Source organism: Streptomyces colonosanans (genome assembly GCF_001866645.1).
In the GTDB taxonomy this organism is placed as follows: Bacteria; Actinomycetota; Actinomycetes; order Streptomycetales; family Streptomycetaceae; genus Streptomyces; species Streptomyces colonosanans.
Genome location: NZ_MLYP01000027.1, coordinates 1 through 13,531, shown reverse-complemented (window position 1 = coordinate 13,531; position 13,531 = coordinate 1). Strand labels below are relative to the sequence as shown.

13 protein-coding genes are annotated in these 13,531 nt (G+C 70.7%); 9 read left to right on the top strand and 4 right to left on the bottom strand.

Annotated elements, in window-relative coordinates:
• Nucleotides 1–94: 94 nt before the first annotated feature.
• The 3 genes from BIV24_RS10265 to BIV24_RS10255 all read left to right on the top strand — a co-directional run bounded on the left by BIV24_RS10265 (nt 95) and on the right by BIV24_RS10255 (nt 2,868).
• Nucleotides 95–727 (top strand): DoxX family membrane protein, encoded by a 633-nt coding sequence (locus BIV24_RS10265; RefSeq protein ID WP_071365922.1) that lies wholly within the window; start codon nt 95–97, stop codon nt 725–727.
• Between the two features lie 184 nt (nt 728–911).
• On the top strand, nt 912–1,817 hold the full coding sequence (locus BIV24_RS10260) for a universal stress protein (protein ID WP_071366024.1): 906 nt from the start codon (nt 912–914) through the stop codon (nt 1,815–1,817).
• A gap of 28 nt (nt 1,818–1,845) precedes the next feature.
• Nucleotides 1,846–2,868, top strand: coding sequence for a zinc-dependent alcohol dehydrogenase (locus BIV24_RS10255; protein ID WP_071365921.1), 1,023 nt, complete (start codon nt 1,846–1,848; stop codon nt 2,866–2,868).
• Between the two features lie 217 nt (nt 2,869–3,085).
• Here the strand turns inward: BIV24_RS10255 and BIV24_RS10250 are convergent, their stop codons facing one another.
• Entirely contained in the window at nt 3,086–3,382 is a 297-nt protein-coding gene (locus tag BIV24_RS10250; RefSeq protein ID WP_071365920.1) for a hypothetical protein, read from the bottom strand.
• Between the two features lie 193 nt (nt 3,383–3,575).
• On the opposite strand from BIV24_RS10250, the gene BIV24_RS10245 reads away from it, so the two are divergent.
• The 5 genes from BIV24_RS10245 to BIV24_RS10225 all read left to right on the top strand — a co-directional run bounded on the left by BIV24_RS10245 (nt 3,576) and on the right by BIV24_RS10225 (nt 10,547).
• Entirely contained in the window at nt 3,576–4,115 is a 540-nt protein-coding gene (locus BIV24_RS10245) for a hypothetical protein (protein WP_071365919.1), read from the top strand.
• Nucleotides 4,116–4,485: 370 nt separating this feature from the next.
• Nucleotides 4,486–4,929 carry a pyridoxamine 5'-phosphate oxidase family protein gene (locus tag BIV24_RS10240; RefSeq protein ID WP_071365918.1) on the top strand — a complete coding sequence of 148 codons (444 nt, stop codon included), beginning with the start codon at nt 4,486–4,488 and terminating at the stop codon, nt 4,927–4,929.
• Nucleotides 4,930–4,954: 25 nt separating this feature from the next.
• The gene (locus BIV24_RS10235; protein WP_245766738.1) at nt 4,955–8,032 is read left to right on the top strand and encodes an amino acid adenylation domain-containing protein; all 3,078 of its coding nucleotides are present in this window, start codon (nt 4,955–4,957) and stop codon (nt 8,030–8,032) included.
• 28 nt (nt 8,033–8,060) lie between these two features.
• The gene (locus tag BIV24_RS10230; RefSeq protein ID WP_071365916.1) at nt 8,061–9,281 is read left to right on the top strand and encodes a cytochrome P450; all 1,221 of its coding nucleotides are present in this window, start codon (nt 8,061–8,063) and stop codon (nt 9,279–9,281) included.
• A 54-nt stretch (nt 9,282–9,335) separates the two neighbouring features.
• Nucleotides 9,336–10,547 carry a cytochrome P450 gene (locus tag BIV24_RS10225; protein ID WP_245766737.1) on the top strand — a complete coding sequence of 404 codons (1,212 nt, stop codon included), beginning with the start codon at nt 9,336–9,338 and terminating at the stop codon, nt 10,545–10,547.
• Between the two features lie 65 nt (nt 10,548–10,612).
• Here the strand turns inward: BIV24_RS10225 and BIV24_RS34790 are convergent, their stop codons facing one another.
• The 3 genes from BIV24_RS34790 to BIV24_RS10210 form a co-directional block, all read right to left on the bottom strand.
• A complete protein-coding gene (locus BIV24_RS34790; RefSeq protein WP_071365915.1) occupies nt 10,613–10,924 on the bottom strand; it encodes a class I SAM-dependent methyltransferase in 312 nt (103 codons plus the stop codon).
• The gene (locus tag BIV24_RS10215) at nt 10,921–11,241 is read right to left on the bottom strand and encodes a thioredoxin family protein (protein WP_245766736.1); all 321 of its coding nucleotides are present in this window, start codon (nt 11,239–11,241) and stop codon (nt 10,921–10,923) included. Before BIV24_RS10215 ends, BIV24_RS34790 begins: the two co-directional genes overlap by 4 nt.
• A gap of 155 nt (nt 11,242–11,396) precedes the next feature.
• Nucleotides 11,397–12,782, bottom strand: a complete 1,386-nt coding sequence (locus BIV24_RS10210; protein WP_071365913.1) for an MBL fold metallo-hydrolase — start codon at nt 12,780–12,782, stop codon at nt 11,397–11,399.
• A gap of 328 nt (nt 12,783–13,110) precedes the next feature.
• Between BIV24_RS10210 and BIV24_RS10205 the strand changes: the two genes are divergently transcribed.
• Nucleotides 13,111–13,476: a rhodanese-like domain-containing protein gene (locus tag BIV24_RS10205; protein WP_071365912.1), complete on the top strand. Its 366-nt coding sequence runs from the start codon at nt 13,111–13,113 to the stop codon at nt 13,474–13,476.
• Nucleotides 13,477–13,531 lie beyond the last annotated feature (55 nt).

Below are 13,531 nucleotides of genomic sequence, written 5' to 3'. Positions count from 1 at the left end.
AGACCTTCGGCATCCGGCACGATGCGGCGCACCCGAGGAAAGTAGGGCGTGTCAGGAGAACGACGACCTGAACATCCCCGAAGGGATCACTGTCATGGCCGCGCATGAGCATCCTCACCGGGGCCCGGCCTTCCACCTGCCGACCTTCCGCCGGCACCGTGCCTCCGCCGCCGCCCCCACGTCCACCGTGTCGGCACATGCCGTCACACACACCGCGGGGGTCCACGCCCTCGCGGCCCTGCGCATCGTGACCGGGTTCATCTTCCTGTGGGCGTTCCTGGACAAGACCTTCGGCCTTGGTTACTCCACGGCATCCGGCAAGGGCTGGATCGACGGCGGGTCGCCGACGAGGGGCTTCCTCAGCTCCCTTGCGGTGGGGCCGATGGCGTCGACGTTCCACTCGTGGGCCGGTGCCTGGTGGGCGGACTGGCTGTTCATGCTCGGTCTTCTCGGTGTCGGTGTGGCCGTCATGGCAGGTGTGGCGTTGCGTCCGGCCGCGGCGGCGGGTACGGCGATGCTGGCGCTGATGTGGATCGCCGCCTGGCCACCGGCCAGGCACCAGACGGACGGATCGCCGACCATGTCGACGAATCCGATCGTCAACTACCACGTGATCTACGCGGCGGCGCTGATCGCCATGGCGGCCGCGGGCGCGGGCGCCACCTGGGGCCTGGGCCGGCTGTGGGCGCGGCTGCCGTTCGTCCGCGACCACGTCTGGCTGCGCTGACCCCACGGCGGGACGGAGTTCGCCCGGTGTCCGCTCCGCCGTCCTGTACACAGACCTCGTCCCGACACGAGTCCCTCGTCCCGGCCGCGGAACCAGCGGTCCCTGCCCCGAACAACCCCGAAAACCCCTGAACCCCCTGAACACGACACTGGAATCGGGTCCCCCGATTCAGGAGGTGGAGATCATGTCCCGCACCATCACCGTGGGCCTCGACGGCTCGCCCGAGAGCCGTGCCGCCGCGGAGTGGGCGGCCCGTGAGGCGCAGCTGCGCGGACTTCCGCTGAAGCTGGTCCAGGTCTGGGAGCCGATGCCCGAGCCCGTGGCGCTGGCACAGATCCTCGGTGCCGAGACCCGTCAGTACTGGACCGAGCGATTTCCGCGAGAGTCCGCCGAGGGCCTGCGACAGCGCCACCCCGGCCTCGACGTGACCACCGAGCAGCTCACCGGACGGCCCGCCGAGGCCCTGACCCGCGCGGCACAGGACGCCGAACTGCTCGTCCTCGGCTCACGCGGCCTGAGCGGGATCGGCGGTTTCCTGGTCGGCTCGGTCGGCCTAGCCGTCGTGGCATCCACCGACCACCCGGTCGTCCTGGTCCGTGCCGGCGCGCAGGCCACGGACGAGCACAAGACGGACGCTGCCGGCATCCCCTCCACCGCCACCCCCTTCCACCCCGTCGTCCTCGGGCTCGACATCGGCGAACCCGATGAGACGCTGATCGGGTTCGCCTTCGACGCCGCCGCACGCCGCAAGGCGCCGCTGCGCGTGGTGCACGGCTGGAACCCGCCGCCTTACTTCGCCTACGGCATGCCTCTGGACGCCGGAACACACCAGTCGCTGGCGCAGGGCGATGCCACCGCCCTGACGAGGGTCCTGCGCCCCTGGCGGGAGAAGTTCCCCGACGTCGAGGTCGTCGAGGAGTCCCACTTCGGCAGCCCGGCGACCCTCCTGATCGACGCCTCCCGGGAGGCCTCGCTGGTCGTCGTGGGCCGCCGTATCCGCCGCGCCGCCATCGGTGTCCACGTCGGGCCCTTCACTCACGCAGTCCTCCACCATGCCACCGCCCCCGTCGCCGTCGTCCCGCACGACTGACACGCCCCCGCTGAGGAGAGCAGAGACCATGAAGGCAGCGGTCGTACAAGCCTTCGGAGAGCCCCTGGTCATCGAGGAGCGCCCCGATCCCGAGCCCGGCCCCGGCCAGGTCCGTATCCGTGTCGAGGCCTGCGGGCTGTGCCACACCGACATCCACGCCGCGCACGGCGACTGGCCGGTCAAGCCCAACCCGCCGTTCGTGCCCGGCCACGAGGGCGTCGGCCTGGTCGAGAAGCTCGGCGAGGGCGTCACCCATCTGACCGTGGGGCAGCGGGTCGCGGTGCCGTGGCTGGGCAAGGCGTGCGGACGTTGTGAACACTGCCTGTCCGGCTGGGAGACGCTGTGCGAGCAGCAGATCAACACCGGCTACGGCTGCGACGGCGGCTATGCCGAGAAGATGCTGGCCTGGGCCGACTTCGCCCAGCGGGTGCCCGAGGGTGTCACCGCCTTCGACGCCGCTCCGCTGACCTGCGCGGGCGTCACCACGTACAAGGCCCTCAAGGTCGCCGACGTCAAGCCCACGCAACTCGTCGCGATCTCCGGCGTCGGCGGCCTCGGCCACCTGGCCCTGCAGTACGCCAAGATCGCAGGCGCGACGGTCGCCGCGATCGACGTCACCGACGACAAGCTGGAGCTCGCCACCGAACTCGGCGCCGACATCGTCATCGACGCCCGCAAGCAGGACGTCGGCGCGGAGCTGAAACGGCACGGCGGCGCTCACGCGGCGATCGCTCTCGCGGTGAACCCGGCCGCGTTCGAGGCCGTCAACTCCGGTCTGCGGCGCGGCGGGAAGCTGGTCATGGTGGCCATGCCCGCGCACGGCACGATCCAGGTGCCGATCTTCGACACCGTCCTCAACGGCACCTCGGTGATCGGGTCCATCGTCGGTACGCGGCAGGACCTCGCGGAGGTCTTCCAACTGCACGCGGCCGGCCGCACCAAGGTCATCTACGAGACGCGTCCGCTCGTCTCCGTCAACGACTCGATCGATGCCGTACTGCGCGCAGAGATCCAGGCCCGGATCGTCTTCGACCTGGGCGCGGGAAGCTGAGACCGATGGCTCCGGTGGCTCCACCCGCCGCTTCTGCGGAGGGTGGAGCCACGGCGTACATTGCTGCAGCAAGCGTTCGGCGAGGACTACCTCGCCGGCCGCTCCGGGGAGAACACGTTGGTGCGTCCCCCGGCAGCCTGACACCCGTGTGCGGCGCGGCTCCGACTCGGCGTCAACCTCACCAGGTTGCACAGGGGTTGAAAGCCGTGCCGCTCAGCTACTTGTGGGGGAGGATGAGTTCACGGCCGTGATAGAAGCCTTCCCGCTCCTCGACCACGTACGGGGCCATGGCGGCGCGCCGCTGCGCTTCCGACTCGGAGGTTCGCCACGAGTCGCATGACTCTTTGGAGTCCCAGAACGACAGCCCGGTGATCTCCTGTCCGTCTTCGGACCAGTACGCGAAAGCGCGGCGCAGACCCTGTGGGTGGGGACCGGGCCGCCACGCCCCCTCGAAGTCCTCCAGGGTGCCCGGCCGAATGCGGCGCGTCGTCACCCAGACGAAGTGCTCCTCCATCGCAGCCTCCTTCGCGCTACCGGTCCGACCACCGGTTCGGCTTGCCCGCCCCTCTTCGACCACCGTAGGTCCAAAGCACCGCTTGTGCCTGCGCGCCGGTACATGGTCCCGCTCACCGAGCAGTGAGTGCTGGACAGGGCGTCGCTCGGGCTGCTATGCAGGGGCACGAGAAGTCGATCACTGGGGGAAAAGCGTGAGTTCAGTCCGAGCCGCGCGTCGTACGGCGTCGACACTGGCGGCGGCGCTCCTGCTGGCGGCATGCTCGTCCGGGCATGGCGGCTCCACGGCGGCGGCCCCGGGCACGGTTCCATCAGCGGCCGCGCCGACCGTAGCCGTGAGCAGCGACGCCGGCGCCGACCCAGCGGCGGCAAGCCCTTCCGAGACGGCCGGCTATCCGACCACGGATGCCGCGCCCGGAGCGGCGGTGCCGCAGGTCCGGGACGCTTTCGCCGTGCTCCAGGCCACCTATGACGACGGCTGCACCACCCCGGGGAACTGCGAGTACTTCCTCACCCGAGTGCTGGCCAATCTCGGCGATCTCTGCAACTCGATGAAGGCCAGTCCGAAGGAAACCAGGCACTTCGCCGAACCCATTGCCCGGATCCACGCGATGCACGACGCCCTCGACGGTGACTATTCCTTCCCGAACCTCGAACGGCACCAGAAGCTTCTGCTGGACACTCGCGAGATGGTCAACACCTGGATGCAGTCCCATCCCGAGGACTACCGATAGACGACCACCGACACGACTGCTGACAAGGGATGCGGGCCTGCCACTCACCGGGGCGGGCCCCGCGGCCATGCTCACCGCAGAGGTTCCCGGAGGCGGGGGCGCCTCGTGTGCGCAGTCGCCCGGGATGCGAACCGCCCGGGTGTGATGAAAGTCTGGGAGAGGATCTGGCCCGGCCAGGCTTCCCGTGTCTCCGCAGGCGCCGGAAGCCCGAGGCCGTTGGCGCCCTCCGGGGACGACAGGGCCCCGGGCCCGCCGCCGAGGGCCGCCCCGGGTCCGACCGGACGGCACCCCATCGGCCCGAACTTCCGCACCAGGACCAACACTGTTCGCGAATCTCTGCCCGATCGAGGTGGTACCCGTGGATCTGAGGATGTCGGTCGAAGACCGGGAAGCGTTCCTTGCGGGCCTCCACGTGGGAATCCTGGGGGTGGATGATCCGCGCCATGACGGTGGGCCGTTGATGGTTCCGCTGTGGTACTCCTACCGGCCCGGCGGGCTGGTGGCGATCGAGACCGGGCGGAAGACGCTGAAGGCCCGCCTCATCCGCGACGCGGGGCGATTCAGCCTCTGCGTGCAGGACGAGTCGGCCCCGTACCGCTATGTGAGCGTGGAGGGGCCGGTGGTGGGTATCGAGGATCCGCTGCCCCCGGCCGAGCGCGAGGCGCTGGCCCACCGGTACCTGGACACTGACACCGCGTCGGCCTACCTGGCAGCCAACCACGAGCAGTTGGCCGACGACATCCTCATCCGCATGCGGCCCCAGAAGTGGAGGACGGCCGACTTCTCCGCCTTCGCCGCGGAGTTCGACACCTAGTCCTCCGGGGCAGCAGGTGGTTCACGTGCAGCACAGACGGGACATCCCGATGGCCACTGACGCGATGACGCCTGCGGAGGCGGCCTGGAACGTGGGAACCCCGTATCCGCGTGATCGCTGTGTGCACGAGTTGTTCGACGCACAGGCGGAACTCCGCCCACGGGCCACCGCCTCCATACAGCACGACCGCAGCATCAGCTACAGCGAGCTCAAGGTCCGCTCCGACGCGCTGGCCGCCCGGCTGCTCGACTCCGGGGTGCGGCACGGCGACGGGGTAGGCGTGTGCGGGGGCCGGTCCCTGGAAGCACTGGTCGCCTTTCTGGGCATCCTCAAGACCGGTGCGGCGTACGTCCCCCTCGACGACGCCTCACCGCCCGGCCGGCTGCAGGCGATGGCCGAGGAAGCCGGGGTGCACACCGTGGTGACACTGCCCGGCAGCGTCTGCCGCATCCGGCGGGTGCGTACCCGCATCGACCTGAACGGGACGGTGCCCACCGCGCCGGTCGCGGTCCCGCGGGCCGGGGTACTCCCCGAGGACTGCGCCTATGTGATGTTCACCTCCGGCTCGACCGGCCGCCCCAAACCCGTCGCGATCCCGCACTGCGGAGTGGTCCGCCTGGCCGCCTCCGATCTGGTGTGGCAGCGGCCACGGCCCGGCGAGCGGGTGCTGCACGCGTACGGCCTCTCCTCGGATGCCTCCACCATCGAGATCTGGTCCTCGCTGCTCGCCGGCGCCTGCGTGGTGATCGCCGACCAGGAGGAGCTGCTGTCACCTGCCGCTCTGGAATCCCGGCTGCTGGCCGAGCGGATCAGCATCGCCTATCTGACCACGGGGGTGTTCCACCACATCGGGCGCACCAGGCCGTCCGCACTGCGGTCCCTGCGGTTCGCCTCCGCCGGCGGGGAGGCGATGGATCCGGAACTGGCCCGCGCGATACTGGCGGCCTGCCCGGACACCACCGTGGTCAACTTCTACGGTCCGACCGAGAACAGCGTGGTCTCCACCGCGCACCTGGTGCAGGATGTGCCTCCTGGGGCGACGGCGGTGCCGATCGGCCGCCCGCTGGAGAACTCCACCTGCTACGTGGTGCGTGCGGACGGCACCCTCGCGGACATCGGTGAGGAAGGTGAACTCCTCGTCGGCGGGGACGGGCTCGCACTGGGGTACCCCGGGGATCCCGAGCTGACCGCCGAGCGCTTCGTCGACAACCACTTCGAGCCCGGTACCCGCCTCTACCGCACCGGTGACCGGGTGGTCCGGCGCGTGGACGGCGTACTGGAGTACCGGGCGCGGGCGGACCGGCAGATCAAACTGCGCGGGCACCGCATCGAACCGGACGAGATAGAGGCCCGGTTGCGGGCGGACGACGCGGTCGGTGAGGCCGTTGTCGAACTGGAGGGCGACAGCCTGATCGGGTACGTGACACCGGCCCGGCCCGGCCAGGCACTGCCGGTGGACCGCATCCGCGGCAGTCTCGCGACGTGGCTGCCACCGGCCGCGGTGCCCGCGCGACTGGTGGAGGTCGGGCAGTTCCCGATGACCGCGGGAGGCAAGGTCGACCGCCGCAGGCTGCGCACGCCGGCGGCGAAGCCGGCCACCGCCCCGGCGCGAAAGGAGCGACCGGGACCCGGCCCGCAGGACTCCCTGGCGCAGGTGTGGCAGGTGGTGCTGGGCGTGCAGCCGGCACCCGGCGACAGCTTCTTCGACATCGGCGGCGACTCCCTGCTGGTAGCCGAGGCCGTCACCCGCACCCTGGCCGCCTTCGACCTCGACGCCCGGCACGGCCGCACTCTGATCCGCAGCCTGCTGCGCTCACCCACTCTGGAGGACTTCAGCGCCGCCGTCGCCACCCTCGTCGCCGTCCAGGACCGGCAGGCTGAAGCGACCCCCGACACCGGCGCCGTGGACTTCCGTGCCGAGGCGCGGCTGGGCTTCACCCTGCCGCCGCGACGCGGTCGGGAGCCGGACTGGCAGCACCCCCGGGAGGTGCTGCTGACCGGCGCTTCCGGCTTCCTCGGCGCCTTCCTGCTGGACCGGCTGCTGCACCGCACCGGCGCCCGTGTGCACTGCCCGGTGCGCAGCCGCGACGGAGCGCACGCCCGGCAGAAGGTGATGCGGAACCTGGCCCGCTTCGACCTCGCCACCGCGGAGGCCGCCGACCGCGTCGTGTGCTTTCCCGGGGACCTCGCCGAGCCCGGCCTCGGCCTGGAACCAGGCCGCGCCGAGGAACTCGCCGACACCCTCGACCTGGTGATCCACTCCGCTGCGCAGGTCAACTTCCTCTACCCGTACGAGGCGCTGCGCCGCGCCAACGTGGAGGGCACCAGGCAGCTCATTCGTCTGGCGGCCGTGCGTGCCGTGCCCGTGCACTTCTTCTCCACCATCGCGGTGCTGGCCGGCTTCGGCACCACCGGCGTACGGCACGTCCACGAGGATCTGCCGCTCGATCACGCCGACCAGCTCACCATGGGCTACGCCGAAAGCAAGTGGGTGGCCGAAGAGGTCCTGCGCGACGCCGCGGACCAGGGCCTGCCGGTGGCGGTCTACCGGCCGTACGAGATCACCGGCGACCGGCACACCGGCGCATGCAACACCGACACCGCGATCTGCTCACTGTTCAAGACGATCACCGAGACCGGGCTGGCCCCCGATATCCCGCTCCCGCTGGACTTTGTCCCGGTGGACTTCCTCACCGAGGCCGTGATGCACATCGCCACCGTGCACCGCGCCACCCACCGGACCTACCACATGACCAACCCCCGCCCGGCGAGCCTCGGCGACATGCTCGACCGGATGGACGCAGGCGGCCACCGGATCCACCGGCTCCCCTACGAGGAGTGGGTGGACGAACTCGTCCGCCACGTCGCGCAGCACCCCACGAGCCCCACCGCCCCGTTCGTCTCCCTGTGCGTGGACCGCTGCAAGCAGGCGGACATGTCCGTCAAGGAGATGTACTTCGAGGGCACCTTCCCGACCGTGGGGCGGGCCAACGTCGAGCATGACCTGGCCGCCACGGGCCTGCACTGCCCGCCGGTCGACGCGGAACTGCTGGACCGCTACCTGGAGTACTTCTACGCCACCGGCTACATCGAGCGCCCGTAGCCGCCGCACCCTCGGAAGAGGAGCGAGTATGACCCCACAGCCCCCCAGCACGCGGACGCCCGGCCCGGAGGCGGAAGTCCTGGACTTCCCGCTCCCGCCGCCGGGCACCATGGGGCCGCCGGAGAAGTGCGCACAGCTGCGCGCAAGCCGCCCCGTGGCCAAAGTCAGGATGCCGATGGACGCGACTGCCTGGTACGCCACCCGGTACGAGGACGTCAAGGAGCTGATCGCGGACTCCCGCCTGATCAGGCCGACCATCAACGACTGGCCGTCCCGTCCCGACTTTGCCGACGACGGGCCGCGCCTGGTCACCATGGCGGAACTCGAAGGCCCCCGGCACCTGGCGCTGCGCAGGGCCGTGGCTTCGGCGTTCAGCTCCCGAGCCGTCCGGGACCGACTGCCGCGCATCCGCGAACTCGCCGAGCACCTGCTGCAGGAGTTCGAGGAAGGCGGCCGCCCCGGCGACCTGGTGGCCGGATTCACCGAACCGTTCCCGCTGCTCGTGCTGTGCGACCTGGTGGGTATCCCCGTCCAGGACCGGGACTGGTTCCTTCCGGTCCTGGCCGCGGCCCTCGACGACATGGTGACCTCCGAGGAAGGACGCAGGGTCACCGACCTGCTGCACGAGTACGTGGCCGAACTGATCGCACAGAAGCGACACCGGCCCGGCGACGACGTCCTGACCCTGCTGGTCCGCCAGTGCGAGGACGGGACACTGACCGATGAGGACGTGATGGCCTTCGGGTTGTCCATGCTCACGGTCGGCTTCGGCATCAGCGGCTTCTTCCTGGCCGACTCGGTGCACACCCTGCTGGAACGGCCTGACGAGTGGGCCCGCCTGCGCGACCACCGCGACCTCATGCCCGCGGCGGTGGAGGAGATCCTGCGGTACATGCCGGTGATGAACGGCACCGTGCTGCTGCAGGCCACCGAGGACATCGAGGTGGGCGGGCAGAACATCCACCAGGGCGACGTCGTCATCCCCGTACTGGCCTCCGCCAACCGCGACGGGAGCGTGTTCACCGACGCCGCCCGGCTCGACCTGTGCCGCGCGGACAACCCCCACCTCGCATTCGGCCGGGGACCCCACAACTGCATCGGCGCCCACCTGGCACGCGCCGAACTGACCGTGGGAATCGAGGTGTTGTCCGACCGCTTCCCCCGGCTGCGGCCGGCCGACGGGCAACAGCCCCTCTGGAACGACCAATCCGTCACCAAGTCACCGCTGACCCTCCCGGTCACCTGGTGAACCGGTCCGCAGACCCATGGGGCACGAGTGCACACGACCAGGGGAGGCCCACCCGTGAACACAACGCCGGAACCCGACGTCGACGTGCCCGTCATCGACATGCCCCTCCCGCCGCCGGGCACCATGGGGCCGCCCGAGGAGTACGGCCGGCTGCGCCAGGAGTGCCCGCTGGCCAGGATCCGACTGCCGATCGGCGCCACCGCCTGGTACGCCACCCGGTACGACGACGTCAAGGAACTGGTCGCCGACCCCCGGCTGATCAGGCCGAGCATCACCGACTGGCCGCCGCGCCCCGGCCAGGCCCCCGGCGACGAGCCGGGCCTGATCACGATGATGGAACTGGAAGGCCCCCGGCACGCCGCCCTGCGCAGAGCCCTGAGCGAGCCCTTCAGCGTCCGGTCCATCCGGAGCCGGCTGCCGCGCATCCGGCAGTCGGCCGACCATCTGCTCGATCCGTTCGTCGGTGGCGACCAGCCCGGCGACCTGGTCGTCCGGTTCCTCGAGCCCTTCCCCGTCATGGTGATGTGCGACCTGGTGGGCATCCCCTACGAGGACAGCGAGTACTTCCTGCCCAAGGCGGACGCCGCGCTCGGGGCCATCCTCACGCTGAAGGAGGGCCGCGAGGCCACCTCCCACCTGCGCGAGTACATCACCTCGCTGCTCGACCGGAAGCGGCGCGAGCCGGGTGACGACATGCTCACCACACTGGTCCGCGCATGCGAGCACGGCACTCTCGATCACGAGAGCGCGGTGAGCTTCGGGCTGTCCATGCTGGTCGCCGGCTACCGCACGAGCACCATGTTCCTGGCCGACGCCGTGCTGACCCTGCTGACCCTGCCGGGCGAGTACGCCCGCCTGCGCGACCATCGCGACCTCATGCCCGGGGCGGTGGAGGAACTCCTGCGCTATGTGCCGGTGATGAACGGTGTCGTCGTCCTCCTGGCCGTCGAGGACATCGAGTTGCACGGCCGGACCATCCATGCCGGCGACGCCGTGCTGCCCGTGCTCGCCGCGGCCAACCGCGACGGGAATGTGTTCACCGACGGCGACCGGCTCGACCTGTGCCGCGCGGACAACCCCCACCTCACCTTCGGCCGGGGAACCCACAACTGCATCGGCGCCCACCTGGCACGGGCCCAGATGACCGTATGCCTGGAGGCGCTGTTCGACCGGCTACCGGACCTGCGCCTGGCCGAAGGCCACCAACCCATCTGGGAGGACGACTCCCCGAGCAAGTCACCTCTCACCCTCCCCGTCAGCTGGTGACCGGCTCCCCGCGGTGAGCAGTGGTGAGCCAGGGCGCCCGGCCCCCGAAGCGTGGCGCGCCCGGATCAGGCCAGGGCGAGGAAGAGTTTCTCCAACTCCTGCTCGGTCATCGAAGGAGCCTGCTCGGCGTCGGGAGCCAGGCACTGGCGCATGCCGCTTGCGACGATCTTGAAGCCGCCTCGCGACGCCAGCCACAGGGCGTTGCGGCCCTCTCCGGCTGCCAAGTCCAGGGCGCGGCCGGGCTGGAGGTCCGAGGTCTCCTGGGCCACCCATCGGTTGGGTTCGGCGCCCCACACCAGGTCGCGGGCGGCGTAGCGCTCGTCCCAGGCGCGGCTGTCCGCACCGGCCGGCTGCTGCTGAGAGGGATCGCCGGTCATGCCTGCGCGTCGCTTTCGGCCCGGGCGAGGAGGTCTGCCAGGGCCTGCTCGGACAGGGGGCCGGGCTTGGCGTAGACGACGACCTTGTCGCGGATGGCCACCACGGCGGGAATGGACGTGATCTGGAAGGCCTGCGCCAGTGCGGGCTGGGCCTCGATGTCGACCTTGCCGAAGAGGACGCCCGGGTGACGGTCGGCGAACTTCTCGAAGACGGGGCCGAACTTGCGGCAGGGTCCGCACCAGGCGGCCCAGAAGTCCACGACTGTGGTGCCGCTGCCGGACACCGCCTCCTTGAAGTTCTCTCCGGTCAGTTCCATGGTTGCCATGCTCGTCGATCTCCCATCGTAAATACCCCCATGGGTATCAACCCGGCGGGGTGCGCGGTCATTCCCAGCGGTCGGCCGCCGGTGTCGTCCGGTGGACGACCAGTGCCGGGGCGGGTGTTGGTGTGTGCCGCCCCGGCTCTGGGGTGTCAGGCGTTGGTCTGCTCGTTCGCGGTGTGCCAGGCGCCGTAGCCGCCGAGGAGGTCGGAGACGTCGTGGTGGCCGTGGTGGCGCAGGAGGCTGGCGGCGATGGAGGAGCGGTGGCCGCCGGCGCAGTGGACGACGATGGGCTGGTCTGTGGGGATCTCGTCGGTGCGGTGGGGCAGTTCGGCCAGTGGGATGTGCAGGGAGCCGGGGATGGCGCCCTCTTCGCGTTCGCCGGCGCCGCGTACGTCGATCACGACCGGTGGGACGGGGCCGGTGAGGGCGTCGCGGAGTTGGGCGACGGTGAGGCGTGAGGCGGGCTGGATCTGGTCGGGGACGCCTACGAAGGCCTCCTCGGGGTGGTGGAGGTAGCCCGTGACGCGGTCGAAGCCGATGCGGGCCAGGCGGGTGGCGGTTTCTTCCTCGCGTCCGTGGGGGGTGATGAGCAGGATGTCGCGGTCGGCGGCGACGACGGTGCCCGCCTGCTCGGCGAAACGGCCGTCGATCGGGACGTTGACCGAGCCGTCCAGGTGGCCGGTGGCGAAGTCCTGCGGATCGCGGGCGTCGATGACGACGGCACCGGCGGTGCGGCGGGTCAGGAAGTCGGCGGCGTCCAGCGGCGAAGGCGCGGTGGTTGCGTCGAAGAGGGGGTGGTTCTTGCGGTTCAGGACGGCGTCGTGGACGAAGTAGGCGGGGGCGGAGGGTTGTCCGCCGCTGACGAGGGCGACGAAGTCGTCTTCGCTCATGGGGGCGCAGGCGTAGTTGGTGGCGCGCTGGGCGCCGATGGTGGACTGGCGTTCGGTGGACAGGTTCTTGCCGCAGGCCGAGCCGGCGCCATGGCCGGGAAAGACGCGGACGTCGTCGGGCAGGGCCATGAGTTTGCGCTGGACGCTGTCGTAGAGCATGCGGGCCAGCTGGTCGCTGGTCGCCCCGAGGGAGGCGAGGAGGTCGGGGCGGCCGACGTCGCCGATGAACAGGGCGTCGCCGGTGAGCACGCCGTAGGGGGTGGTGTCGTCGGCGTGCTCGTGGACCAGGACGCTGACCGACTCGGGGGTGTGGCCGGGGGTTTCGAGGATCTGCAGGGTGACGTCGCCGAGTGTGATGCGTTCGCCGTCGGTGAGCCTGCGGATGGGGTACTCGGTCTGGGCGCGCTGCCCGTAGCCGATCCAGGCCCCGGTGCGGGAGGCCAGCTCCAGATGACCGGCCAGGAAGTCGGCGTGGAAGTGGGTGTTGATGACACCGACGATGGTGAAGCCGCGCGCGTCGGCGTCGGCGAGGTACTCGTCCACGTCGCGACGGGGGTCGACGACCACGGCCTGTCCGGTGGTCTCGTCGGCGATCAGGTAGGAGGCCTGGGACAGGCAGTCGAGGTAGTACTGGGCGAAGAACACGGTGGGGTCTCCTCTTGTGGCCGTAGGGGTGCGGCACCAGATCGAACCATACCCCCGGGGGTATTATTTCCGGGGGTTCTGCCGGTGTGCCCGGTGTCACGTGGGTGGTCTGTGGGGTGGCGGTGCCCTGGGGGCGGGATCGGGGCGAGGGATACGGCGGGGGGTATATGGTGGTGGAAGGAATCATACCCCCATGGGTATCTGCCGGAAGGAGGAGCGCATGCATCCCGGACAGACCCCGACCGCCACGGGACCGGTCACCCGCAGCGCGCTCCGCTGCGGCAGACCGAGCACCCGGACCCGCCATTGCGCTCCCTGGAGGACCCCCATGCCGCTCTTCGCCCGTACCCCCGGCCCCGCACAGATCTCCGTCACCGACGCCCACGAGCGTGCTCGGGCGGATGAGGCGGTCCTCCTCGACGTCCGCGAGGCCGACGAGTACGCCGCCGGCCACGCCCCCGGCGCCGGCTGGCAGCCGCTCATCGCCGTCGCCGCCGCGGCCGACCTTCCCACCGCGGCCCAGGGACGCCCGGTCCTGGCGATCTGCCGCTCGGGCAACCGCTCCCAGAAGGCCGCCGAACTCCTCGCCGCCCGCGGCATCGAAGTGTCCAACGTCTCCGGCGGCATGCGCGCCTGGGCCGCAGCAGGCCTGCCCGTCCACGACAACACCGGCCACGACGGCCAGGTCATCTGACCGCACCCCACCCGGCCCCCGACCCCGACTCCGCCGCCACCCCGCACCACCCCCC